This window comes from Citrobacter sp. RHBSTW-00017, assembly GCF_013797615.1.
Taxonomy (GTDB): Bacteria; Pseudomonadota; Gammaproteobacteria; order Enterobacterales; family Enterobacteriaceae; genus Citrobacter; species Citrobacter braakii.
In genome coordinates this window covers 381,720-402,873 of record NZ_CP056899.1, presented here as the reverse complement: position 1 = coordinate 402,873, position 21,154 = coordinate 381,720, and the positions used below count along the sequence as shown (strand labels likewise).

General features: G+C 52.8%; 21 protein-coding genes and 1 pseudogene. 8 read left to right on the top strand and 14 right to left on the bottom strand.

Going from position 1 to position 21,154, the window contains the following annotated elements:
- Window positions 1–26 precede the first annotated feature (26 nt).
- Window positions 27–434 (bottom strand): OsmC family protein, encoded by a 408-nt coding sequence (locus tag HV037_RS01815; protein WP_016154773.1) that lies wholly within the window; start codon window positions 432–434, stop codon window positions 27–29.
- Between the two features lie 308 nt (window positions 435–742).
- Between HV037_RS01815 and crp the strand changes: the two genes are divergently transcribed.
- Both crp and HV037_RS01805 read left to right on the top strand, forming a co-directional pair.
- Window positions 743–1,375, top strand: coding sequence for a cAMP-activated global transcriptional regulator CRP (gene crp / locus HV037_RS01810; RefSeq protein WP_000242758.1), 633 nt, complete (start codon window positions 743–745; stop codon window positions 1,373–1,375).
- A gap of 51 nt (window positions 1,376–1,426) precedes the next feature.
- A complete protein-coding gene (locus HV037_RS01805; RefSeq protein WP_016154774.1) occupies window positions 1,427–3,514 on the top strand; it encodes a YccS/YhfK family putative transporter in 2,088 nt (695 codons plus the stop codon).
- Between the two features lie 42 nt (window positions 3,515–3,556).
- On the opposite strand, the gene HV037_RS01800 is transcribed toward HV037_RS01805, so the two are convergent.
- From HV037_RS01800 to ppiA, 5 genes are all read right to left on the bottom strand, one after another.
- Complete coding sequence (locus HV037_RS01800) at window positions 3,557–4,774, bottom strand: aspartate aminotransferase family protein (RefSeq protein WP_016157624.1); 1,218 nt, start codon at window positions 4,772–4,774, stop codon at window positions 3,557–3,559.
- A gap of 85 nt (window positions 4,775–4,859) precedes the next feature.
- Window positions 4,860–5,423 carry an aminodeoxychorismate synthase component 2 gene (gene pabA, locus HV037_RS01795; protein WP_016154776.1) on the bottom strand — a complete coding sequence of 188 codons (564 nt, stop codon included), beginning with the start codon at window positions 5,421–5,423 and terminating at the stop codon, window positions 4,860–4,862.
- A gap of 31 nt (window positions 5,424–5,454) precedes the next feature.
- Entirely contained in the window at window positions 5,455–6,057 is a 603-nt protein-coding gene (locus HV037_RS01790; protein ID WP_016157625.1) for a putative adenosine monophosphate-protein transferase Fic, read from the bottom strand.
- Window positions 6,047–6,214 (bottom strand): YhfG family protein, encoded by a 168-nt coding sequence (locus tag HV037_RS01785; protein WP_016157626.1) that lies wholly within the window; start codon window positions 6,212–6,214, stop codon window positions 6,047–6,049. The genes HV037_RS01790 and HV037_RS01785 overlap by 11 nt, the downstream gene beginning before the upstream one ends.
- A 106-nt stretch (window positions 6,215–6,320) precedes the next feature.
- Window positions 6,321–6,893 carry a peptidylprolyl isomerase A gene (gene ppiA, locus HV037_RS01780; protein ID WP_003023595.1) on the bottom strand — a complete coding sequence of 191 codons (573 nt, stop codon included), beginning with the start codon at window positions 6,891–6,893 and terminating at the stop codon, window positions 6,321–6,323.
- 264 nt (window positions 6,894–7,157) lie between these two features.
- On the opposite strand from ppiA, the gene tsgA reads away from it, so the two are divergent.
- From tsgA to HV037_RS01750, 6 genes are all read left to right on the top strand, one after another.
- Window positions 7,158–8,339, top strand: a complete 1,182-nt coding sequence (gene tsgA / locus HV037_RS01775) for an MFS transporter TsgA (RefSeq protein WP_016154778.1) — start codon at window positions 7,158–7,160, stop codon at window positions 8,337–8,339.
- Window positions 8,340–8,666: 327 nt separating this feature from the next.
- Window positions 8,667–11,210 carry an NADPH-nitrite reductase large subunit gene (gene nirB / locus HV037_RS01770; RefSeq protein ID WP_103283376.1) on the top strand — a complete coding sequence of 848 codons (2,544 nt, stop codon included), beginning with the start codon at window positions 8,667–8,669 and terminating at the stop codon, window positions 11,208–11,210.
- Window positions 11,207–11,533, top strand: a complete 327-nt coding sequence (gene nirD / locus HV037_RS01765) for a nitrite reductase small subunit NirD (RefSeq protein ID WP_016154780.1) — start codon at window positions 11,207–11,209, stop codon at window positions 11,531–11,533. The genes nirB and nirD overlap by 4 nt, the downstream gene beginning before the upstream one ends.
- 139 nt (window positions 11,534–11,672) lie before the next feature.
- The gene (gene nirC, locus HV037_RS01760) at window positions 11,673–12,482 is read left to right on the top strand and encodes a nitrite transporter NirC (protein WP_016154781.1); all 810 of its coding nucleotides are present in this window, start codon (window positions 11,673–11,675) and stop codon (window positions 12,480–12,482) included.
- 11 nt (window positions 12,483–12,493) lie between these two features.
- Window positions 12,494–13,867, top strand: a complete 1,374-nt coding sequence (gene cysG, locus HV037_RS01755) for a siroheme synthase CysG (protein ID WP_016157628.1) — start codon at window positions 12,494–12,496, stop codon at window positions 13,865–13,867.
- A 311-nt stretch (window positions 13,868–14,178) separates the two neighbouring features.
- Window positions 14,179–14,349, top strand: coding sequence for a YhfL family protein (locus HV037_RS01750; protein ID WP_016154783.1), 171 nt, complete (start codon window positions 14,179–14,181; stop codon window positions 14,347–14,349).
- A gap of 77 nt (window positions 14,350–14,426) precedes the next feature.
- Here HV037_RS01750 and HV037_RS24490 read toward each other — a convergent pair.
- From HV037_RS24490 to aroK, 8 genes and pseudogenes are all read right to left on the bottom strand, one after another.
- Window positions 14,427–14,504 (bottom strand): annotated as a pseudogene (locus HV037_RS24490) (hypothetical protein); the annotation flags it as partial.
- 158 nt (window positions 14,505–14,662) lie between these two features.
- Window positions 14,663–15,667, bottom strand: a complete 1,005-nt coding sequence (trpS, locus tag HV037_RS01745) for a tryptophan--tRNA ligase (RefSeq protein ID WP_016154784.1) — start codon at window positions 15,665–15,667, stop codon at window positions 14,663–14,665.
- A complete protein-coding gene (gph, locus tag HV037_RS01740) occupies window positions 15,660–16,418 on the bottom strand; it encodes a phosphoglycolate phosphatase (protein ID WP_065554366.1) in 759 nt (252 codons plus the stop codon). Before gph ends, trpS begins: the two co-directional genes overlap by 8 nt.
- Window positions 16,411–17,088, bottom strand: a complete 678-nt coding sequence (gene rpe, locus HV037_RS01735; RefSeq protein ID WP_003023561.1) for a ribulose-phosphate 3-epimerase — start codon at window positions 17,086–17,088, stop codon at window positions 16,411–16,413. The genes gph and rpe overlap by 8 nt, the downstream gene beginning before the upstream one ends.
- Window positions 17,089–17,105: 17 nt before the next feature.
- Window positions 17,106–17,942 (bottom strand): adenine-specific DNA-methyltransferase, encoded by an 837-nt coding sequence (gene dam / locus HV037_RS01730; RefSeq protein ID WP_016154786.1) that lies wholly within the window; start codon window positions 17,940–17,942, stop codon window positions 17,106–17,108.
- Window positions 17,943–18,059: 117 nt separating this feature from the next.
- Complete coding sequence (gene damX, locus HV037_RS01725; RefSeq protein WP_103283375.1) at window positions 18,060–19,346, bottom strand: cell division protein DamX; 1,287 nt, start codon at window positions 19,344–19,346, stop codon at window positions 18,060–18,062.
- A 96-nt stretch (window positions 19,347–19,442) separates the two neighbouring features.
- Window positions 19,443–20,531, bottom strand: a complete 1,089-nt coding sequence (aroB, locus tag HV037_RS01720) for a 3-dehydroquinate synthase (RefSeq protein ID WP_016154788.1) — start codon at window positions 20,529–20,531, stop codon at window positions 19,443–19,445.
- A gap of 57 nt (window positions 20,532–20,588) precedes the next feature.
- Entirely contained in the window at window positions 20,589–21,110 is a 522-nt protein-coding gene (gene aroK / locus HV037_RS01715) for a shikimate kinase AroK (RefSeq protein WP_003023552.1), read from the bottom strand.
- Between the last annotated feature and the right edge of the window lie 44 nt (window positions 21,111–21,154).

The window sequence follows — 21,154 nt, the reverse complement described above, 5'->3', positions numbered from 1 at the left end:
TAAGTGAAACGCCATCAGGCATGACATCACGAAGCAGCAACCACTTCATAGGAGTGGGTAATGTTCACCGCCTTTTCCAGCATCAGCGCCACAGAGCAATATTTTTCCGCAGAGAGATCGACTGCGCGCGAAACGGACGCATCTTTCAGATCGTTACCCGTTACGATGAAATGCAGGTTAATGTGGGTAAACAGGCGCGGCGCTTCATCACGACGCTCTGAGGTCAGTTTCACTTCGCAGTTGGTCACATCCTGACGACCTTTTTGCAGGATCGAAACCACATCAATTGCGCTGCAACCGCCCGCAGCCATTAATACCATTTCCATCGGGCTCGGCGCTTTATCACCGGAGTTACCGTCCATCAAAATTTGGTGACCAGAGGCGGACTCACCGAGGAAGGTTAACCCCTCAACCCACTTTACACGCGCTTGCATATTTCGTAACTCCAATGTTTCAATTTTCCTGACAGATTACGCGTACATAACAATTCTCGCAACGGAAGGCGACCTGCGTCATGCTGAAGCGAGACACCAGGAGACACACGGCGAAAGCTATGCTAAAACAGTCAGGATGCTACAGTAATACATTGACGTACTGCATGTATGCAGAGGACATCACATTACAGGCTGCAGTTAATTTTTGACAGCCCCTTTCCCAGGTAGCGGGAAGCATATTTTTGCAAACCCAGAGGCAGCGTCGTTTTCTGGCTCTGGAGACAGCTTATAACAGAGGATAACCGCGCATGGTGCTTGGCAAACCGCAAACAGACCCGACTCTCGAATGGTTCTTGTCTCATTGCCATATTCATAAGTACCCATCGAAGAGCACGCTGATTCACCAGGGTGAAAAAGCGGAAACGTTGTATTACATCGTTAAAGGCTCAGTGGCAGTGCTGATCAAAGATGAAGAAGGGAAAGAAATGATCCTTTCTTATCTGAATCAGGGCGATTTTATTGGTGAATTAGGCCTCTTCGAAGAAGGTCAGGAACGTAGCGCCTGGGTACGTGCCAAAACCGCATGTGAAGTCGCTGAAATTTCATACAAAAAATTTCGCCAATTAATCCAGGTCAACCCGGATATTCTGATGCGCCTGTCTTCACAGATGGCTCGTCGCCTGCAGGTCACGTCTGAAAAAGTCGGCAACCTAGCCTTCCTCGACGTAACGGGTCGTATCGCGCAGACTCTGCTGAATCTGGCGAAACAGCCTGATGCGATGACCCACCCGGACGGCATGCAGATTAAAATCACCCGTCAGGAAATCGGCCAGATCGTTGGCTGCTCCCGTGAGACCGTTGGTCGTATTCTGAAGATGCTGGAAGATCAAAACCTGATCTCCGCACACGGTAAGACCATCGTCGTCTACGGCACCCGTTAACCCCATCGAAGTGGCGCGTTACTCAGTGATGCGCCACTTTTGTTTACACCGATGTGGCGAAGACTGATATACCATCCAGAGATCAACTACGCACTACGGCAGACGCTGGTGCTATGTTTACCTGTGGCTGTTGGTCTGATCATCGGTCAGCTTCATCTGGGACTCCTCTTCTCCCTGGTCCCTGCCTGTTGCAACATTGCCGGCCTTGATACCCCGCACAAGCGCTTTTTCAAACGTTTAGCTATTGGCGCGTCTTTGTTTGCCGGTTGCAGTCTGATCATGCAGTTGCTGCTGGCACAGGCCATACCGCTGCCGCTTATCCTCACCGGACTGACGCTGATTCTTGGCGTAACCGCCGAGCTAAGCCCTCTGCATGCCCGACTGTTACCGGCCTCACTTATCGCCGCGATTTTCACGCTAAGCCTGGTCGGGAACATGCCCGTCTGGGAACCGTTGCTGATCTATGCGCTGGGCACGTTATGGTACGGCCTGTTCAACTGGTTCTGGTTCTGGATGTGGCGCGAGCAGCCGCTCCGTGAATCGCTCAGCTTGTTGTACCGTGAATTAGCCGATTACTGTGAGGCCAAGTACAGCCTGCTGACCCAGCATGCCGATCCGGAAAAAGCGCTGCCTCCCCTGCTGGTTCGCCAGCAGAAAGCGGTGGATCTGATTACCCAGTGCTACCAGCAAATGCATATGCTGTCGGCGCATCGCAACAACGATTACAAGCGCCTGCTGCGTGCCTTTCAGGAGGCACTGGACTTGCAGGAGCATATTTCCGTCAGCCTCCACCAGCCGGAAGAGGTGCAAAAGCTGGTCGAACGTAGCCACGCCGAACAGGTGATTCGCTGGAATGCGCGCACCGTCGCCGAACGCCTTCGGGTACTGGCCGATGATATTTTGTATCACCGCTTGCCGACCCGTTTTTCGATGGACAAGCAGATTGGCACGCTGGAGAAAATCGCCAACCAGCATCCGGACAATCCGGTGGGACAATTTTGCTACTGGCACTTCAGCCGTATTGCCCGCGTGCTACGCACCCAGCGACCGCTGTACGCCCGAGATTTAATGGCGGACAAGCAGCGTCGGTTGCCGCTGATCCCGGCCCTGAAAAACTATCTGTCGTTGAAATCACCGGCGCTGCGTAATGCCGGACGCATCAGTGTCATGCTGAGTATCGCCAGCCTGATGGGCAGCGCTTTACACCTGCCAAAGCCTTACTGGATTTTGATGACGATCCTGTTCGTCACGCAAAATGGCTACGGAGCAACCCGGGTGCGTATTTTACACCGTTCAGCAGGAACGCTCGTTGGACTGGTCATTGCCGGGGTCACCCTGCACTTTCATATTCAGGAAGGTTACACGCTGGCAGGCATGCTGCTGATTACCCTGGGTAGCTATCTGATCATGCGCAAAAACTACGGCTGGGCTACCGTCGGCTTTACGGTCACGGCGGTATACACCCTGCAACTGCTGACGCTGAACGGAGAGCAGTTTATCGTGCCGCGGTTTGTCGATACGGTTATTGGCTGCTTAATCGCCTTTGGCGGTACCCTCTGGCTGTGGCCGCAGTGGCAGAGCGGCCTGCTGCGTAAGAACGCCCATGATGCGTTAGAAGCCGATCAGGAGGCCATTCGCCTGATCCTCAGCAACGATCCGCAGGCCACGCCGCTGGCGTATCAACGCATGCGGGTCAATCAGGCGCATAACACGTTGTTCAACTCACTGAACCAGGCGATGCAGGAGCCAGGATTCAACTCGCACTACCTGGCGGACATGAAACTGTGGGTCACGCATAGCCAGTTCATCGTCGAGCACATCAACGCGATGACCACACTGGCAAGGGAACATACAATGCTGACGCCGGATTTAGCGCAGCGGTATCTGGAATCCTGTGAAATTGCGCTCCAGCGCTGTCAGCAGCGGCTGGAATATGACGGACCGGGAAGCTCAGGCGATGTGAATATTCTCGAAGCGCCAGAGATGCTGTCCCACGGTCCGTTAAGCACCCTTGAGCAGCATCTGCAACGGATACTGGGGCATCTGAACACCATGCACACCATTTCGTCGGTAGCATGGCGTCAGCGACCGCACCACGGAATCTGGCTGAGCCGCCGTCTGCGGGACATGAAAGGTTAAGATCGACTGCCGGATGCGCTGTGCTTATCCGGCAACAGGTAATCAGGCAACGACTTTCGCTACCGCCTGTGCGAAACGCTGCATCCCTTCATCGATATCCGCCTGCTCAACTACCAGCGACGGCGCGAAACGCATCACGTCCGGTCCGGCGTTGAGTACCATCACCCCTTCGTGCGCGGCGGCATACAGGAAATCGCGCGCCCGGCCTTTAAACTGCGGCTTCAGCTCGGCGCCAATCAGCAGCCCCATCCCGCGAATCTCGCTGAAAATGTCGAACTGTTGATCAATTTTGTGCAAATGTTGGACAAACGCCTGACGTTTAGCCTGAATACCTTCTAACACTTCCGGCGTGTTGATGATATCAAACGCGGCCCCCGCAACTGCGCAGGCCAGCGGATTGCCACCATAAGTGGAACCGTGCGAACCCACATGAAATGCGGAGGCAATCTCTTGGGTGGTCAGCACCGCGCTCACCGGGAAGCCGCCGCCGAGAGCCTTCGCGCTGGTGAGGATATCCGGCGTCACGCCGTAGTGCATATAGGCAAACAGATCGCCGGTACGGCCCATCCCGCTCTGCACTTCATCCAATACCAATAGCGCCTGGTGTTGGTCGCAAAGTTCACGCAAACCTTGCAGGAATTCCGGCGTTGCCGCAGTGACGCCACCTTCCCCCTGAATAGGCTCAACCACCACCGCACAGGTGTGATCGTCCATCACCGCTTTGACCGCATGCAGATCGTTAAACGGTACATGGATGATATCCGCTGGTTTTGGTCCAAAACCGTCAGAATATTTCGGCTGCCCGCCGACGGACACTGTAAACAGCGAACGGCCGTGAAACGCATTATGGAAGGCAATGATTTTGGTTTTGAACGGGCTATGGCGCACGCAGGCATAGTGGCGCGCCAGCTTAAAGGCGGTTTCGTTAGCTTCGGTACCCGAGTTCATGAACAGCACGCGCTCGGCGAAGGTCGCATCAATGATTTTACGACCCAGGCGCAACGCCGGTTCGTTGGTGAAAACGTTGCTGGTATGCCACAGGGTTTCACCCTGGGTTTTTAACGCCTCCACCAGGGCCGGATGGCAATGCCCTAGTGCAGTAACTGCAATGCCGCCCGCGAAATCAACATACTCTTTGCCCTGTTGATCCCAGACTCGACTCCCTTTCCCTTTTACCGGGATAAACTCAGCCGGTGCATAAATCGGCAGAATCACTTCATCGAATGTCGCGCGCGTAATTGCAGTTTGTTCAGTTGCCATGTCATTGCCACCCTGTTAAGCAGAAATGTTAGTGAAATTATAATCACAAAATATGAATAAAAAATCACTGAATAGCAACCACAAATCACCGGTTGAGGAAATTAGCCAGCAGTTGATGCCCCTGTTCGCTGAGAATACTCTCCGGGTGAAACTGCACCCCTTCCATATCCCACTCGCGGTGACGAATGCCCATAATCTCCTGCGTTTCACTCCAGGCTGTCACCTCAAAGCAGTCAGGAAGCGTCGCGGGGGCAACCACCAGAGAATGGTAGCGCGTCACCGTTAATGGGTTGGCGAGCCCCTGAAAAACACCCTGCCCGTTATGCGTAATTGGCGAGGTTTTACCGTGCATCACTTTAGCTGCCCGAACCACTGTCGCGCCAAAGGCCTGCGCCATAGCCTGATGTCCCAGACAAACACCCAGCAGGGGCGTCTTGCCCGCGAAATGACGAATAACATCCAATGAGATCCCAGCGTCATCCGGCGTGCAGGGGCCTGGGGATATTACGATTTTTTGCGGGCTTAGCGCGTCGATTTGCGCCAGCGTCAGTTCGTCGTTGCGCCTGACAAGGACATCAGCGCCCAGTTCGCAGAAGTATTGGTACAGGTTCCAGGTAAAAGAATCATAGTTATCGATAAGCAGGATCATGGCGGCTCCGGTACATAAGAACCGCGCTATTCTACTCAGTTTCCGGGGCTTCGCTTACCACTTTACGAAATATCGCCCGAAGCGCAGACAGGTCACCCATCGCCCCACTCTGATTAGCCAGGTTCCACTCCTCAACCGGAATGTCATCCCAGCTCAATATATACCCGGCATGAATCGCTAACTGTTCGAAAAAAATTCGCTGTGCCAGACCGCTGCCAATACGAAACGGATGCAGCACGTTGATTTCGCAATAATAGTGCGCAAGACGATCCACAAACTTATCTTCCGGTAACCCCACCAACCAGGACTCGTCTTCCAGGTCCTGCATCAGCGCATTGCCCTCTTTCTCGATATAAGCGAAATGGCAAAAGCGGGTCTCGCCCTGGTAAATATCCACTTCTCGCAGATGTCCCGCCCAGTCAAAAATATCCCGATACAGTTGGCGATGAATGGCGCACAGATGCGGCAAGCCCCGTTTAAGCGGGCCTAATTCGATAGTGGCCGCACGCAGCGCCGTCAGTTCATACGCCGCCTGCGCCAGGCGCTGCGCCTGATGAATCCCCAGACGGTTACGCATGACATTCAGGCCCGGATACAAATAGGGATCGCGTCCATCACCGAATTTATCGCTCATAGTGCCCCCTCAACTCTTCAAGACGCGCCAGGGCGTCTTCCGTGCTCAGAGTCACCCGTGGAATATCCACGCCTTCCAGCCGCCGACTGGCCTGGAAATTGGCATTTCGCCGTTGTTCCCAGAGTCTGGACTTTTGTTTATCGGTGAGTTTTTTCACGTGACCTCCCTGAATGAGCCGACACTTGCCACAAGTATAAGCGGCAATTTCAGGTTACGCAGAGAAGGGAAAGAACGCGGACAGGAACTGCCCGCGTAAAAGACGTTTACGGCAGGACTTTGGCAGACAGGATAACAATCGGTTTTGACGGGACATTCTGGTAAGGACCAACATCATGGGTCTGCACCTGAGAGATCTTATCCGCGACATCCATACCTTTCACAACTTTACCGAAGACCGCGTACCCAAAGTCGCGCTGGCCGTGATCGAGGAACGCATTGTCTGCAATATTGATAAAGAACTGGCTGGTCGCGCTGTCTTTATCTGCTGTACGCGCCATGGCAATCGTGCCGCGGGTATTACGCAGTCCGTTATCAGCTTCATTCTTGATTGGCGGGTTAGGTTTCTTCTGCTGCATCTGCTCGGTAAAACCGCCGCCCTGCACCATGAAGCCAGGGATCACGCGGTGGAACGTGGTGTTGTTATAGAAACCGCTGTTGACATAATCGACAAAGTTTTGCACTGAAACTGGGGCTTTCTGACTGTTCAGCTCCAGCTCAATGTTACCGGCAGAGGTTGTCAGCAGGACATGCGGGTCACCTTTTGCTGCCAGTGCTGCGGGAGAAAGAGCAGAAAGAGCGAGAACAGCTGCAACAGCCGCCAGAGTCGATTTGAGCATGAGAATTCCTTAACAAGAGCAGAAATGAAGCAAGTGAATTGATTCTAAAGAGCCTTCAAGAACAAGGCCATCCCTTTACTTAATTTTACGTACTTGAAACAAATGTAACCTTATAGCCTCAAGATTCAATGCGATCTAGATCACATAAAAAAATGTAACGTAGCAAGTAATTACCAATAAACATTTAAATGCATCACTAAAGCGCCTAAAATCTGCCCGCTCACGGCGCAGTCAATGCGCCTAACACTTCTATACAGGCCAGTCATGACTAACAGCAATCGCATCAAGCTCACATGGATTAGCTTTCTCTCCTACGCCCTGACAGGCGCGTTGGTAATTGTCACCGGGATGGTGATGGGAAACATCGCAGATTACTTCCATTTGCCCGTTTCCAGTATGAGTAACACCTTCACCTTTCTGAATGCCGGCATTCTGATCTCTATTTTTCTGAATGCATGGCTGATGGAAATTGTGCCACTGAAAACCCAGTTGCGCTTTGGCTTTATCCTGATGGTTCTGGCGGTCGCCGGACTGATGCTCAGCCATAGCCTGGCCTTGTTCTCAGCCGCCATGTTTGTACTGGGTCTGGTGAGCGGTATCACCATGTCGATTGGTACGTTCCTGGTGACTCAGATGTACGAAGGTCGCCAGCGCGGTTCCCGCCTGCTGTTTACTGACTCCTTCTTCAGCATGGCCGGCATGATTTTTCCGATGGTGGCAGCATTCCTGTTAGCGCGCAGCATCGAATGGTATTGGGTTTATGCCTGCATCGGCCTGGTATACGTCGCCATTTTCCTGCTGACCTTCGGTTGCGAATTCCCGGCGCTGGGTAAACACGCGCAGCAACCGGACGCGCCTGTGGTAAAAGAAAAATGGGGCATTGGCGTGCTGTTCCTGGCGATCGCCGCGCTGTGCTACATCCTCGGTCAGTTGGGCTTTATCTCCTGGGTGCCGGAATACGCCAAAAGTCTGGGCATGAGCCTGAACGACGCAGGTAAACTGGTCAGTGACTTCTGGATGTCTTACATGGTTGGCATGTGGGCATTTAGCTTTATCCTGCGTTTCTTCGATTTGCAGCGCATCCTGACCGTACTGGCGGGTGTGGCTACCGTCCTGATGTATCTGTTTATCACCGGTACGCCGGAGCATATGCCGTGGTTCATTCTGACGTTGGGCTTCTTCTCCAGCGCGATTTATACCACCATCATTACCCTCGGCTCCCAGCAGACGAAGGTCGCATCACCTAAACTGGTTAACTTCGTTCTGACCTGTGGCACCATCGGTACTATGCTCACCTTCGTGGTCACTGGCCCTATCGTGGCGCACAGCGGTCCGCTGGCGGCATTGCAGACGGCTAACGGCTTGTATGCGGTCGTATTCGTGATGTGCTTTATTCTTGGGTTCGTCACGCGTCATCGCCAGCATAACGCACCCGCAACGCATTAATCTGAGTGCCGGATGGCGATGCTAACGTATCTTATCCGGCCTACAAGACAAGCTGTTCGTAGGCCGGATAAGGCGCAGATGCCCTCCGGCCTATTCCCGCGCCCTCTTCTTCCACTCGTGATGTAGGCCAATTCTTACAAAAACCCCTCAATTTGTACGCTATTTATACAAACATGAAAAGCCTGTTAATTCCGTAACTTATAAAAATGCAGTTAAATCAGCTATATACCTCTTAAGGAGTATATAAAGGCGAATTTGATTTGCATCAATAAGCGGGGTTGCTGAATCGTTAAGGTAGGCAGTAATAGAAAAGAAATCGAGGCAAAAATGAGCAAAGTCAGACTCGCTATTATCGGTAATGGTATGGTCGGCCATCGCTTTATTGAGGATCTTCTTGATAAATCCGACGCTGCCAATTTTGATATTACCGTCTTCTGTGAAGAACCCCGCAAAGCGTACGACCGAGTCCACCTGTCGTCCTACTTCTCCCACCACACCGCCGAAGAACTTTCTCTGGTGCGTGAAGGATTCTACGAGAAGCATGGCGTTAAGGTGTTAGTGGGCGAGCGCGCAATCACCATCAACCGCCAGGAGAAGGTGATCCACTCCAGCGCGGGTCGTACGGTCTATTACGATAAGCTGATCATGGCGACAGGCTCTTATCCGTGGATCCCACCGATTAAAGGTTCGGAAACCCAAGACTGCTTCGTTTACCGCACCATCGAAGACCTCAACGCCATTGAGTCTTGCGCGCGCCGTAGCAAACGCGGTGCCGTCGTCGGCGGTGGCCTGCTGGGCCTGGAAGCCGCCGGGGCGCTGAAAAGCCTCGGTGTTGAAACCCACGTGATTGAATTTGCCCCAATGCTGATGGCCGAACAACTGGATCACATGGGTGGCGAGCAGTTACGTCGCAAAATTGAAAGCATGGGCGTGCGTGTGCACACCAGCAAAAACACTAAAGAGATCGTCCAGGAAGGCACCGAAGCGCGCAAAACCATGCATTTTGCCGACGGTAGCGAACTGGAAGTCGATTTCATCGTCTTTTCTACCGGTATTCGCCCACGCGACAAACTGGCCACCCAATGCGGTCTCGACGTTGCGCCGCGCGGTGGTATTGTGATTAACGATACCTGCCAGACTTCTGATCCGGACATCTATGCCATCGGCGAATGCGCCAGCTGGAACAACCGCGTGTATGGTCTGGTCGCTCCAGGCTACAAAATGGCGCAGGTTGCCGTTGACCATATTCTCGAAACCGAAAATGCCTTTGAAGGCGCGGATCTGAGCGCCAAGCTGAAGCTGCTTGGTGTTGACGTCGGCGGGATTGGCGACGCGCATGCGCGCACGCCGGGCGCCCGTAGCTACGTCTATCTCGACGAAAGCAAAGAAGTCTACAAACGCCTCATCGTTAGCGAAGATAACAAAACCCTGCTCGGGGCGGTTTTAGTCGGTGACACCAGCGATTACGGCAACCTGCTGCAGCTGGTGCTGAACGCCATCGAACTGCCGGAAAACCCAGACTCACTGATTCTGCCAGCTCACGCGGGCAGCGGTAAGCCGTCTATCGGTGTCGATAAACTGCCGGACAGCGCGCAGATTTGCTCCTGCTTCGACGTCACCAAAGGCATGCTGATCGCCGCTATCAACAAAGGCTGCCACACCGTTGCGGCGCTGAAAGCTGAAACCAAAGCTGGTACCGGCTGCGGCGGGTGTATCCCGTTGGTAACGCAGGTCCTGAACGCTGAACTGGCGAAACAGGGGATCGAAGTTAACAACAACCTGTGTGAACACTTCCCGTACTCGCGTCAGGAACTGTTCCATCTGATCCGTGTAGAAGGAATTAAAACCTTCGAAGAGCTGCTGGCAAAACACGGGAAAGGCTACGGCTGTGAAGTGTGTAAACCAACCGTAGGTTCCCTTTTGGCCTCCTGCTGGAATGAGTACATCCTCAAACCACAGCACACGCCGCTGCAGGACACTAACGACAACTTCCTGGCGAACATCCAGAAAGACGGTACCTACTCCGTGATCCCGCGCTCCGCGGGCGGAGAAATAACTCCTGAAGGCCTGGTGGCTGTGGGCCGTATCGCGCGTGAATTTAACCTGTATACCAAAATCACCGGTTCTCAGCGTATCGGCCTGTTCGGCGCGCAAAAAGATGACCTGCCGGAAATCTGGCGTCAGCTGATTGAAGCGGGCTTTGAAACCGGTCACGCATACGCCAAAGCCCTGCGTATGGCGAAAACCTGCGTAGGCAGTACCTGGTGCCGTTATGGCGTCGGCGATAGCGTCGGATTCGGCGTGGAGCTGGAAAACCGCTACAAGGGCATTCGTACCCCGCACAAAATGAAATTCGGCGTCTCCGGCTGTACCCGTGAATGTGCGGAAGCTCAGGGCAAAGACGTGGGTATCATCGCCACTGAGAAAGGCTGGAACTTGTACGTTTGCGGTAACGGCGGGATGAAACCTCGTCATGCAGACCTGCTGGCAGCGGATATCGACCGCGAAACGCTGCTCAAATACCTTGATCGTTTCATGATGTTCTACATCCGTACCGCTGACAAACTGACCCGAACCGCACCATGGTTAGACAACCTGGAAGGCGGTATCGAATATCTGAAATCGGTCATCATCGACGACAAACTGGGGCTGAACCAGCACCTGGAAGAAGAGATGGCCCGTCTGCGTGAAGCGGTGGTCTGCGAGTGGACAGAGACGGTTAACACCCCATCCGCACAGGTTCGCTTCAAACACTTTATCAACAGCGATCAACGCGATCCGAATGTCCAGGTTGTGCCTGAACGTGAACAACATCGTCCGGCCACGCCCTATGAGCGTATCCCGGTGACTCTGGTGGAGGAAAACGCATGAGCCAGTGGAAAAACATCTGCAAAATCGATGACATTCTGCCTGCAACAGGCGTCTGCGCCCTGTTAGGTAGCGAGCAAGTTGCGATTTTCCGCCCGTATCACAGCGACCAGGTGTTTGCGATCAGCAACATCGACCCGTTCTTCGAGTCCAGCGTGCTTTCTCGTGGGCTGATTGCTGAACATCAGGGCGAATTGTGGGTCGCCAGCCCGCTGAAAAAACAACGCTTTCGCTTAAGCGACGGTCTGTGCATGGAAGACGAACAGTTCTCCGTGAAACATTACGAAGCCCGAGTGAAAGACGGCACGGTGCAACTGCGCGGTTAATAAATTTTTGGGAGGCGCAACGCCTCCCCTTTTTTGACGTATTTGTAGGTCTTTTATTTGTAGGCCTGATAAGCGTAGCGCTATCCGGCCTACGGTTACGATTTCTTTTTATTGTTTGTACTTCAAGGATAATCAACACATGTTCACAGACACTATTAATAAGTGTGCGGCTAACGCTGCGCGCATCGCACGCCTCTCGGCTAATAACCCGCTCGGATTCTGGGTCAGTTCGGCAATGGCGGGGGCCTACGTCGGTCTCGGCATCATTCTTATTTTCACCCTCGGTAATCTGCTCGACCCGTCCGTTCGTCCTCTGGTAATGGGTGCAACCTTTGGTATCGCTTTAACGCTGGTCATTATTGCCGGTTCGGAACTGTTTACCGGTCACACCATGTTCCTGACGCTCGGCGTCAAAGCGGGCACCATCAGTCACGGTCAGATGTGGGCTATTCTGCCGCAAACCTGGCTGGGTAATCTGGTCGGATCCGTGTTTGTCGCTCTGCTTTACAGTTGGGGCGGCGGTAGCCTGCTGCCGGTCGATACCAGCATCGTCCATTCGGTGGCGTTGGCGAAAACTACCGCGCCTGCAACGGTGCTGTTCTTTAAAGGCGCACTGTGTAACTGGTTGGTTTGTCTGGCAATCTGGATGGCAATTCGTACCGAGGGCGCAGCAAAATTCCTCGCTATCTGGTGGTGTCTGCTGGCGTTTATCGCTTCCGGTTACGAGCACTCGGTTGCCAACATGACGCTGTTTGCCCTCTCCTGGTTCGGTCACCACAGCGAAGCCTATACCCTGTCAGGAATTGGTCATAACCTGTTGTGGGTGACACTCGGTAATACTTTGTCCGGTGTCGTATTCATGGGATTGGGTTATTGGTATGCTACGCCAAAATCGGAGCGTCCTGTTCCGGCAAAAATCAACCAGCCAGAGGCTACTGCCAATAATTAAGGGGTAATGTCGTGGATCATTTGCCTATATTTTGTCAACTACGTGACCGCGACTGCTTGATCGTCGGCGGTGGTGATGTCGCAGAACGCAAAGCGCGGTTACTGCTGGAAGCGGGCGCCCGTATAACGGTTAATGCGCTGGCGTTTATTCCGCAGTTCACCGTATGGGCAGATGAAGGCATGCTGACGCTGGTTGAGGGACCGTTCGACGAGTCCCTGCTCGACACCTGCTGGCTGGCTATTGCCGCCACCGATGACGATGCCGTCAACCAAAGCGTCAGCACCGCCGCAGAATCACGTCGTATTTTCTGCAACGTGGTCGATGCGCCAAAAGCAGCCAGTTTTATCATGCCCTCCATTATCGACCGCTCGCCGCTGATGGTGGCGGTCTCCTCCGGCGGTACATCGCCGGTGCTTGCCCGTCTGCTACGTGAAAGACTTGAATCTGTGCTGCCTCAGCATCTGGGCCAGGTCGCGCAATATGCAGGCAAGTTACGCGCCCGAGTGAAAGAACAGTTTGCCAGCATGGGTGAACGTCGCCGCTTCTGGGAAAAATTGTTCGTGAATGACCGCCTGGCGCAGTCGCTGGCGAACAGTGACCAGAAAGCCGTCGAGGAAACCACCGAGCAGTTGCTCAGTGAACCGTTGGACCATCGAGGCGAAGTAGTGCTGGTTGGCGCCGGTCCTGGCGATGCCGGGCTGCTGACGCTGAAAGGTCTACAGCAGATCCAGCAAGCGGATGTCGTGGTTTATGACCGTCTGGTATCCGACGACATCATGAACCTTGTACGCCGCGATGCCGACCGGGTGTTCGTCGGTAAACGCGCGGGCTACCACTGTGTACCGCAGGAAGAAATTAACCAGATCCTGCTGCGTGAAGCGCAACAGGGCAAACGCGTCGTGCGCCTGAAAGGTGGCGACCCGTTCATCTTTGGCCGTGGTGGCGAAGAGCTGGAAACCCTGTGCCATGCCGGTATTCCATTCTCCGTTGTGCCAGGTATTACCGCAGCATCCGGTTGTTCCGCCTATTCCGGCATTCCACTGACCCATCGTGATTACGCCCAGAGTGTACGTCTGGTCACCGGGCACCTGAAAACCGGCGGCGAGCTGGACTGGGAAAACCTGGCGGCAGAGAAACAGACGCTGGTGTTCTACATGGGCCTCAATCAGGCGGCGACTATCCAGGAAAAACTGATCGAATTTGGCATGCAACCCGATATGTCTGTCGCGCTGGTAGAAAACGGTACCTCCGTGAAGCAACGCGTTGTTAACGGGGTGCTTTCGCAACTCGGCGAACTGGCGCAGCAGGTTGAAAGCCCGGCGCTGATTATCGTCGGCCGCGTGGTTGGACTACGCGATAAGCTGAACTGGTTCTCGAACCATTAATTTAACGCTGAAAAATGCCCTGATGTTGGACTGCCCCCATAAAGTTGGACAGTTCATATTCAGGGCATTTATTTATCTTCCGATAGAAATAAATCAAAAACCGATACACGCTATATACTCGTCTCAGTAGCCCGACCGTCAATCATTAATTAAATGTATTTTTAAAACATTTAAATTTATTGAAAGCATATTTTATATAAAACTTGTTATGTCCTAATCCGGACTACTTTAAGTTTATTTTAGTTGATATCTTAACCGCCGAGAAATGGATTTCATCCATTTAAAAATAGATATCTTACAAGGATTTTAACATGCTGAAATTTGCAAAAATCACTATCGTTGCTGGTGTTCTGGCTACGCTGACCGCGTGTACTGGTCATGTCGATAACAAAAAAGATAACTGCACCTACGATTACTTCCTGCATCCGGCAATTTCTATTTCTAAAATTATTGGTGGCTGTGGCCCGGCTGCAGATCTGTAACAGAAGCGATTGCGCAAATACAAAAAAACCGGGAAATCCCCGGTTTTTATATTTATAGGTTAAATGCTCATTCACACGTTACCGCACTTCTCGCCGAGCAAGTAGCGGGCCAGGGTTGTCAGTCCCTCCTCTCTCTTGATAAATATCCGACGCATTTTATATTCTCAGTAAATTGAATATTTATATCTTCATTAAATTGATTGATATAAGGAAATATGCAAACGGCGAGGCGCTTCATATTTTTTGAGATTCACCAGCGAACAGGCGAAAAAAAACCGGGTAGAACCCGGTTTCTTCAGCAACGCAGAGCGCATTACGGCTTGGCGACAAAACCAATCGCTTCGTAAACCGCTTTCAGCGTAACAGACGCGCGTGCGCTGGCTTTTTCCGCGCCATCTTTCATCACCTGCTGCAGGAAAGCTTCATCGTTACGGAAACGGTGATAACGCTCCTGAAGCTCGGTCAGCATGCCGGAAACGGCCTCTGCGACTTCACCTTTCAGATGACCATACATCTTGCCTTCAAAGTGCTGTTCCAGCTCCGGAATGCTCTGGCCGGTAACGGCAGAGAGGATATCCAGCAGGTTGGAAACACCCGCTTTATTCTGCACGTCGTAGCGTACAACAGGCGGCTCTTCGGAGTCGGTCATCGCACGTTTGATTTTCTTAACCACGGATTTCGGATCTTCCAGCAGGCCGATCACGTTGTTGCGGTTGTCATCCGACTTGGACATTTTCTTCGTCGGCTCCAGCAGCGACATCACGCGCGCACCGGATTTAGGAATGAACGGCTCAGGCACTTTGAAGATGTCGCCATACAGGGCGTTGAAGCGCTGGGCGATATCGCGGCTTAGTTCCAGATGCTGTTTCTGATCTTCGCCAACCGGTACCTGGTTGGTCTGATACAGCAGGATGTCTGCCGCCATCAGCACCGGATAATCAAACAGACCGGCGTTGATGTTCTCCGCATAGCGTGCGGATTTGTCTTTGAACTGGGTCATACGGCTCAGCTCGCCGAAATAGGTGTAGCAGTTCAGCGCCCAACCTAACTGTGCGTGTTCCGGTACATGAGACTGGACGAAAATGGTGCTTTTTTCAGGATCGATACCGCATGCCAGATACAGCGCCAGCGTATCGAGCGTTGCTTTACGCAGCTGCTGAGCATCCTGACGAACGGTGATGGCATGTTGGTCAACGATGCAGTAGATGCAATGGTAGTCATCCTGCATGCTCACCCACTGACGCAGCGCACCCATATAGTTGCCAATGGTCAATTCACCTGAGGGCTGTGCGCCACTAAAAACGATGGGCTTAGTCATTTTTTGATTCCTGATTTTCGCTATGCGGAAGCCCGAGAACGGGCAGTAGTTCATTAATACGGTCGTAAATAACGTCGGGTTGGCTCAGCGCGATCGACTCGCCGTAGTTGTAGCCATAAGTCAGGCCAACGGACGGACAGCCAGCAGCTTTTGCCGCCTGAATATCATTACGTGAATCCCCTACGAAGAGCAATTGCTCAGGCTTGATGCCAAGCTTGCTTGCTACCAGCAGTAGCGGATCCGGATGCGGTTTTTTATTCTGCACGTCGTCACCACCGATGACCACGCTAAAGTATTTGGCGATATCTAACGCCTCAAGCAATGGCGCGACAAACGGGGTCGGTTTGTTGGTCACCAGACCCAGCGGCAATCCTTTCGCATACATCGCGCCCAGCGTGTCGGCAACATCAGGGAACAGGAATGTCCCCTCTTCTGCGACATCGCCGTAGTATCTGTCGAACAGCTTACGCAAAATACGCACCTGTTCTTCGGCAGGGATATCATCATCAACGGGCGGTTTACCCATTGTCTTACGTAGTGTGGCGCGCTCCTGACGCGACCACGCCAGCGCGCGCTCCATCAGTACATCTGCACCGTTGCCAATCCAGGTGATAACGCGTTCTTCACCGGCAATCGGCAGTTCCAGCGCATACAGCGCCATATCCACCGCTGCGGTTAATCCCGGCGCGCTGTCGACCAGCGTACCGTCGAGGTCAAATGCAACGCCCCGAATATCCTGAAACTTATCCATGACTTACCTTCGCCAGTTCATTGCGCATTTCATCAATGACTTTTTTGTAGTCTGGTTGGTCGAAAATAGCAGAGCCTGCGACAAACATATCTGCACCCGCCGCCGCGATTTCACCAATGTTGTTCACCTTGACGCCGCCGTCCACTTCGAGGCGGATATCGTAGCCAGATTCATCAATACGACGACGCACTTCGCGCAGCTTATCCAGCGTTTGTGGGATAAAGGACTGCCCGCCAAAGCCTGGGTTAACGGACATCAGCAGGATCACATCGAGCTTATCCATGACGTAGTCCAGATAGCTCAGCGGTGTTGCCGGGTTAAACACCAGGCCCGCTTTACAGCCATGCTCTTTGATCAGCTGTAAAGTGCGATCGACATGCTCGGAGGCTTCCGGGTGAAAAGTAATGATGCTCGCGCCGGCGGCGGCGAAGTCCGGGACAATACGATCGACCGGTTTCACCATCAGATGAACGTCAATCGGGGCAGTAATGCCATATTTACGCAGCGATTTCAGTACCATCGGGCCGATGGTCAGGTTCGGTACGTAGTGATTGTCCATGACATCGAAGTGTACGACATCGGCACCGGCAGTCAGCGCTCTCGCGGTGTCCTCACCCAGGCGGGCAAAATCAGCCGACAGAATTGAGGGGGCGATCAAATACTGTTTCATCCGCTTCTCCTTGAGAATTATTTCTTCGCAGGCGTTACAACTCCTGGTTTATACAGTGCCAGCAGTTCGTTCACCTTTTTACGCGTGCCGCCATTGCTGCTAATGCTGCGCCGCACTTTGACCTGAAAATGTTTCGCCGATCGGTACCATTCGCGGGTATCGGGCGTGTCATGGTTCGAAATTAACACCGGGATCTGCTTACTGACCAGCTTTTCTGCCATCTCGGCCAGATGTGCCTGCTCTTTTGGGCTAAAGCTGTTGGTATGATACGCGGTGAAATTTGCCGTCGCCGAAAGCGGTGCATAAGGCGGGTCACAATAGACCACAGAGTTGCTATCCGCACGGTCCATGCACTCTTCATAGGAGAGACAATGGAACTCCGCATTCTGCGCTTTTTCAGCAAAATGGTACAACTCGGCTTCCGGGAAGTAAGGTTTTTTATAACGACCAAACGGTACATTAAACTCGCCGCGCAGGTTATAACGGCACAATCCGTTGTAACCAAAGCGGTTCAGATACAAGAACAGCACTGCGCGGCGGAACGGATCCTGACTGGCATTAAATTCTTCTCTGAACCGATAGTACACCTCAGCCTGATTGGTTTCAGGCATAAACAGCTCACGCGAAGCCTGCACATACTCATCGGTACGTGTCTTCACGATGTTATAGAGACTGATGAGGTCGCTGTTGATATCGGCAAGAATATAACGAGAAAAGTCGGTGTTGAGAAACACCGACCCGGCACCCACGAAAGGTTCAATCAGGCATTCACCCTGAGGTAAATGCCGTTTGATATCATCAAGCAGGGGGTATTTTCCCCCTGCCCATTTCAAAAAAGCGCGATTTTTTTTCATGCTGACTAACTAATTACACCTTCTCCGGCTGTGGAGAAAGCTCCGACAGCATCCTGCGCTTTAGTCTTTGTCCCGCAATTGGGCGAAACAGCAAACCATTGCAGAACATATCCTATCTTACTTCAAATCGGCCTGAACCTGGTGCAGCGGTTTTGCCCACGGATTTTTCGCCTGAATATCGGCGGGTAGCGTAGACACTGCACGTTTCGCATCTTCTTTAGACGCATACACGCCTGTTACCAGAACATACCACGGTTGACCGTTACGCGTCGTCTGATACACCACGTAGTTTTTCAGGTTTTCTTTCTTCGCCCAACCGTTAAGGTTGTCGTAGTTAGAAGAACTGCTGAGCTGCAGCGTGTAATGGCTGGACGGCGCAGATTTTAACGCTCCGACATTTCCTGCACTTTTCGCTCCACCAGCAACAGGTGTTGACGTTGTTGCCGTCGCAGTTGGCGCAGGCGTTGTAGTCGCGGTTGCTTTCGGCTCAACGGTCGCCTTCGGCGTAGCGGTAACCACTGGTGCTTTGGTTGTAGTCGTCGGCGCAGTTGCAGTTGGTTTTGCCTGAGCAACAGGTTTCGGCTCTGTCTGCGTCGCTTTCACCGTAGTTTGCGGTTTGCTCTTCGGCTCAATAACGGCCTGTTTACGTTCCTGGTGTGTCGCAGCAGGGCGTTCAGTCGTTTCCGTTTTCGCAGTCTGGCGCACAGCATTACCATTACGAACTGGCGCAACGGTCGCCGGTTCGGTCGGCAGCGTAGAGTTAACCACTACATTGTTAACCTGCTCCTGGCCTTGCGGTTGCGTCAGAGCGTTGTTCAGATCGCCCTGCACTTCAACACGCTGCTGGCCTTCAGTTGCCGCAGGTGTCTGACCTTGAGTTGGGGTAGAGGAAATCGGCGGTAGGGAAACATCCTGCTGGGTATTGCCAGCGGTCTGCTCAGCGCCTGCTGCAGGCGTAGTCGTGCTCGCCTGATCCGTCGCGTTGTTGCCAGAAAGATCGATGCTCTTCTCGCCAGATCCAGCCTGCTCACTGGGAGATGATGAGGGGGCTTTCAGCGCAGAACCGATACCGATGATCAGCAGCAACAGCACCAGGACACCGACACCCATCATCATATACTGACGAGAGGCAGGCTTGCTGGCGGGTTTCTTACGCTTGCGCGGACGGCGTTCTACACGCTCTTCATCCACGTCATCGTCATCAGATTCATACTCTTCTTCAATGTCCCGTTCTTCTACACGCTCTTTACGTGCGCGCGCAGGACGGCGATCGTCAGCATCCAGATCAACATCATCAAAATTGATTTGCGGCTCATTATCGCGTTCAGACGATTGACGAGAACGACCAGTACGACGATCGCTGGGATCGGGTTTCAGCTCGTCTTCTGGTTTGAATTCATCCATTTAACACCCCACTCAAAGGTTAATGCTTACGACTTTGCACATAACCTGAAGCTAAAAGACCTACGTTTCGCAACGCAAGCCAGACCTTTCTTGTTGTTACGCCGGCTGGCAATCAGCAATAGCGTTAAGAACCACCTCGTGCGACACTCCGCCGCGCACTTCACTCTTCCCTAATGCCAGCGGAAGCACTAAACGAATCTCTCCCGCTAACACTTTTTTATCTCGCAGCATGTGCGGCAGATAAGCCTCGCTGGACATTTCACGCGGTCCATTGACCGGCAAGCCCGCTCGCTGCAGCAGCGTAATGATGCGCTGCGTATCAGCGGAGGTAAACTGTCCAAGACGTTCTGACGTACGAGCAGCCATTACCATACCTGCTGCAACGGCTTCACCATGTAACCAATTGCCATAACCCATTTCAGCTTCGATCGCATGGCCAAACGTGTGTCCCAGATTCAGTAAAGCACGTAAGCCCATTTCACGCTCGTCCGCTGCGACAACTTCTGCTTTCAGCTCACAACAACGACGAATACAGTACGCCATCGCCGGACCATCCAGACGCAATAACGCATCCAGATTTTCTTCCAGCCAACTGAAAAATTCACCGTCAAGGATGATGCCGTATTTGATCACTTCCGCCAGCCCCGATGCCAGCTCACGCGCAGGAAGCGTTTTCAGACAATCGAGATCCACCACCACGGACGCCGGTTGGTAAAACGCGCCAATCATGTTTTTACCGAGGGGATGGTTTACGGCGGTTTTGCCGCCAACGGAGGAGTCGACCTGCGACAACAGGGTTGTCGGGACTTGAATAAAACGAACACCACGCTGATAGCTGGCTGCCGCAAAACCGGTCAGATCGCCTATCACGCCGCCGCCAAGTGCGACTAACGTGGTATCACGACCGTGCGGTTTTTGCAGTAACGCAGTGAAAACCGTATCCAGAACCGTCAGGCTTTTATACTGCTCGCCATCGGGAAGGATAACGCTATCAACGTTAACACCCGCCTGTTCAAGTACGCCGCGAACCTTATCGAGATAAAGGGGAGCCAGGGTTTCGTTGGTCACCAACATAACCTGATCGCCCGATTTCAGCGGTAAGAATGAAGCTGGCTCATTAAACAAACCAGCCGCGATGGTGATAGGGTAACTACGTTCCCCGAGAGTGACTGTGATCCTCTCCATTACGCGACATCCACCTTAGTTACTTGTACCCGCAGACGAGTGTGTATTCAGCCAGAATTAGTTGCTTTCCAACATATGAATAATCTGGTTTGCTACGACTTTTGCGCTCTGATCGTCGGTGCGAATGGTCACGTCAGCAATCTCTTCGTACAGAGGATTGCGTTCGTCAGCCAACGCTTCCAGAACTTCACGAGGCGGCGATTCTACCTGCAGCAGCGGGCGTTTCTTGTCACGTTGAGTTCGCGCAAGTTGTTTTTCAATTGTCGTTTCAAGATAGACCACGACGCCACGCGCGGAAAGACGGTTACGTGTTTCACGTGATTTAACAGAGCCACCGCCAGTTGCCAGCACAATACCCTGTTTTTCCGTCAACTCGTTGATGACTTTTTCTTCGCGATCACGGAAGCCGTCTTCACCTTCTACATCGAAGACCCAGCCCACATCAGCTCCGGTTCGTTTCTCAATCTCTTGATCAGAATCGTAAAATTCCATATTGAGTTGTTGAGCTAACTGGCGCCCAATAGTGCTTTTTCCGGCACCCATAGGCCCAACCAGAAAGATATTGCGTTTCTCTGCCATTTTTTCGGTACTACTAAGACTATTCGTTAATGGTAAACCCGCTT

Excerpts from the sequence above, each read along its gene's own strand:
- HV037_RS01815 (WP_016154773.1), bottom strand. The coding sequence starts at position 434 with ATGCAAGCGCGTGTAAAGTGGGTTGAGGGGTTAACCTTCCTCGGTGAG.
- crp (WP_000242758.1), top strand. The coding sequence starts at position 743 with ATGGTGCTTGGCAAACCGCAAACAGACCCGACTCTCGAATGGTTCTTG.
- HV037_RS01805 (WP_016154774.1), top strand. The coding sequence starts at position 1,427 with ATGTGGCGAAGACTGATATACCATCCAGAGATCAACTACGCACTACGG.
- HV037_RS01800 (WP_016157624.1), bottom strand. The coding sequence starts at position 4,774 with ATGGCAACTGAACAAACTGCAATTACGCGCGCGACATTCGATGAAGTG.
- pabA (WP_016154776.1), bottom strand. The coding sequence starts at position 5,423 with ATGATCCTGCTTATCGATAACTATGATTCTTTTACCTGGAACCTGTAC.
- HV037_RS01790 (WP_016157625.1), bottom strand. The coding sequence starts at position 6,057 with ATGAGCGATAAATTCGGTGATGGACGCGATCCCTATTTGTATCCGGGC.
- ppiA (WP_003023595.1), bottom strand. The coding sequence starts at position 6,893 with ATGCTCAAATCGACTCTGGCGGCTGTTGCAGCTGTTCTCGCTCTTTCT.
- tsgA (WP_016154778.1), top strand. The coding sequence starts at position 7,158 with ATGACTAACAGCAATCGCATCAAGCTCACATGGATTAGCTTTCTCTCC.
- nirB (WP_103283376.1), top strand. The coding sequence starts at position 8,667 with ATGAGCAAAGTCAGACTCGCTATTATCGGTAATGGTATGGTCGGCCAT.
- nirD (WP_016154780.1), top strand. The coding sequence starts at position 11,207 with ATGAGCCAGTGGAAAAACATCTGCAAAATCGATGACATTCTGCCTGCA.
- nirC (WP_016154781.1), top strand. The coding sequence starts at position 11,673 with ATGTTCACAGACACTATTAATAAGTGTGCGGCTAACGCTGCGCGCATC.
- HV037_RS01750 (WP_016154783.1), top strand. The coding sequence starts at position 14,179 with ATGCTGAAATTTGCAAAAATCACTATCGTTGCTGGTGTTCTGGCTACG.
- trpS (WP_016154784.1), bottom strand. The coding sequence starts at position 15,667 with ATGACTAAGCCCATCGTTTTTAGTGGCGCACAGCCCTCAGGTGAATTG.
- gph (WP_065554366.1), bottom strand. The coding sequence starts at position 16,418 with ATGGATAAGTTTCAGGATATTCGGGGCGTTGCATTTGACCTCGACGGT.
- rpe (WP_003023561.1), bottom strand. The coding sequence starts at position 17,088 with ATGAAACAGTATTTGATCGCCCCCTCAATTCTGTCGGCTGATTTTGCC.
- dam (WP_016154786.1), bottom strand. The coding sequence starts at position 17,942 with ATGAAAAAAAATCGCGCTTTTTTGAAATGGGCAGGGGGAAAATACCCC.
- damX (WP_103283375.1), bottom strand. The coding sequence starts at position 19,346 with ATGGATGAATTCAAACCAGAAGACGAGCTGAAACCCGATCCCAGCGAT.
- aroB (WP_016154788.1), bottom strand. The coding sequence starts at position 20,531 with ATGGAGAGGATCACAGTCACTCTCGGGGAACGTAGTTACCCTATCACC.
- aroK (WP_003023552.1), bottom strand. The coding sequence starts at position 21,110 with ATGGCAGAGAAACGCAATATCTTTCTGGTTGGGCCTATGGGTGCCGGA.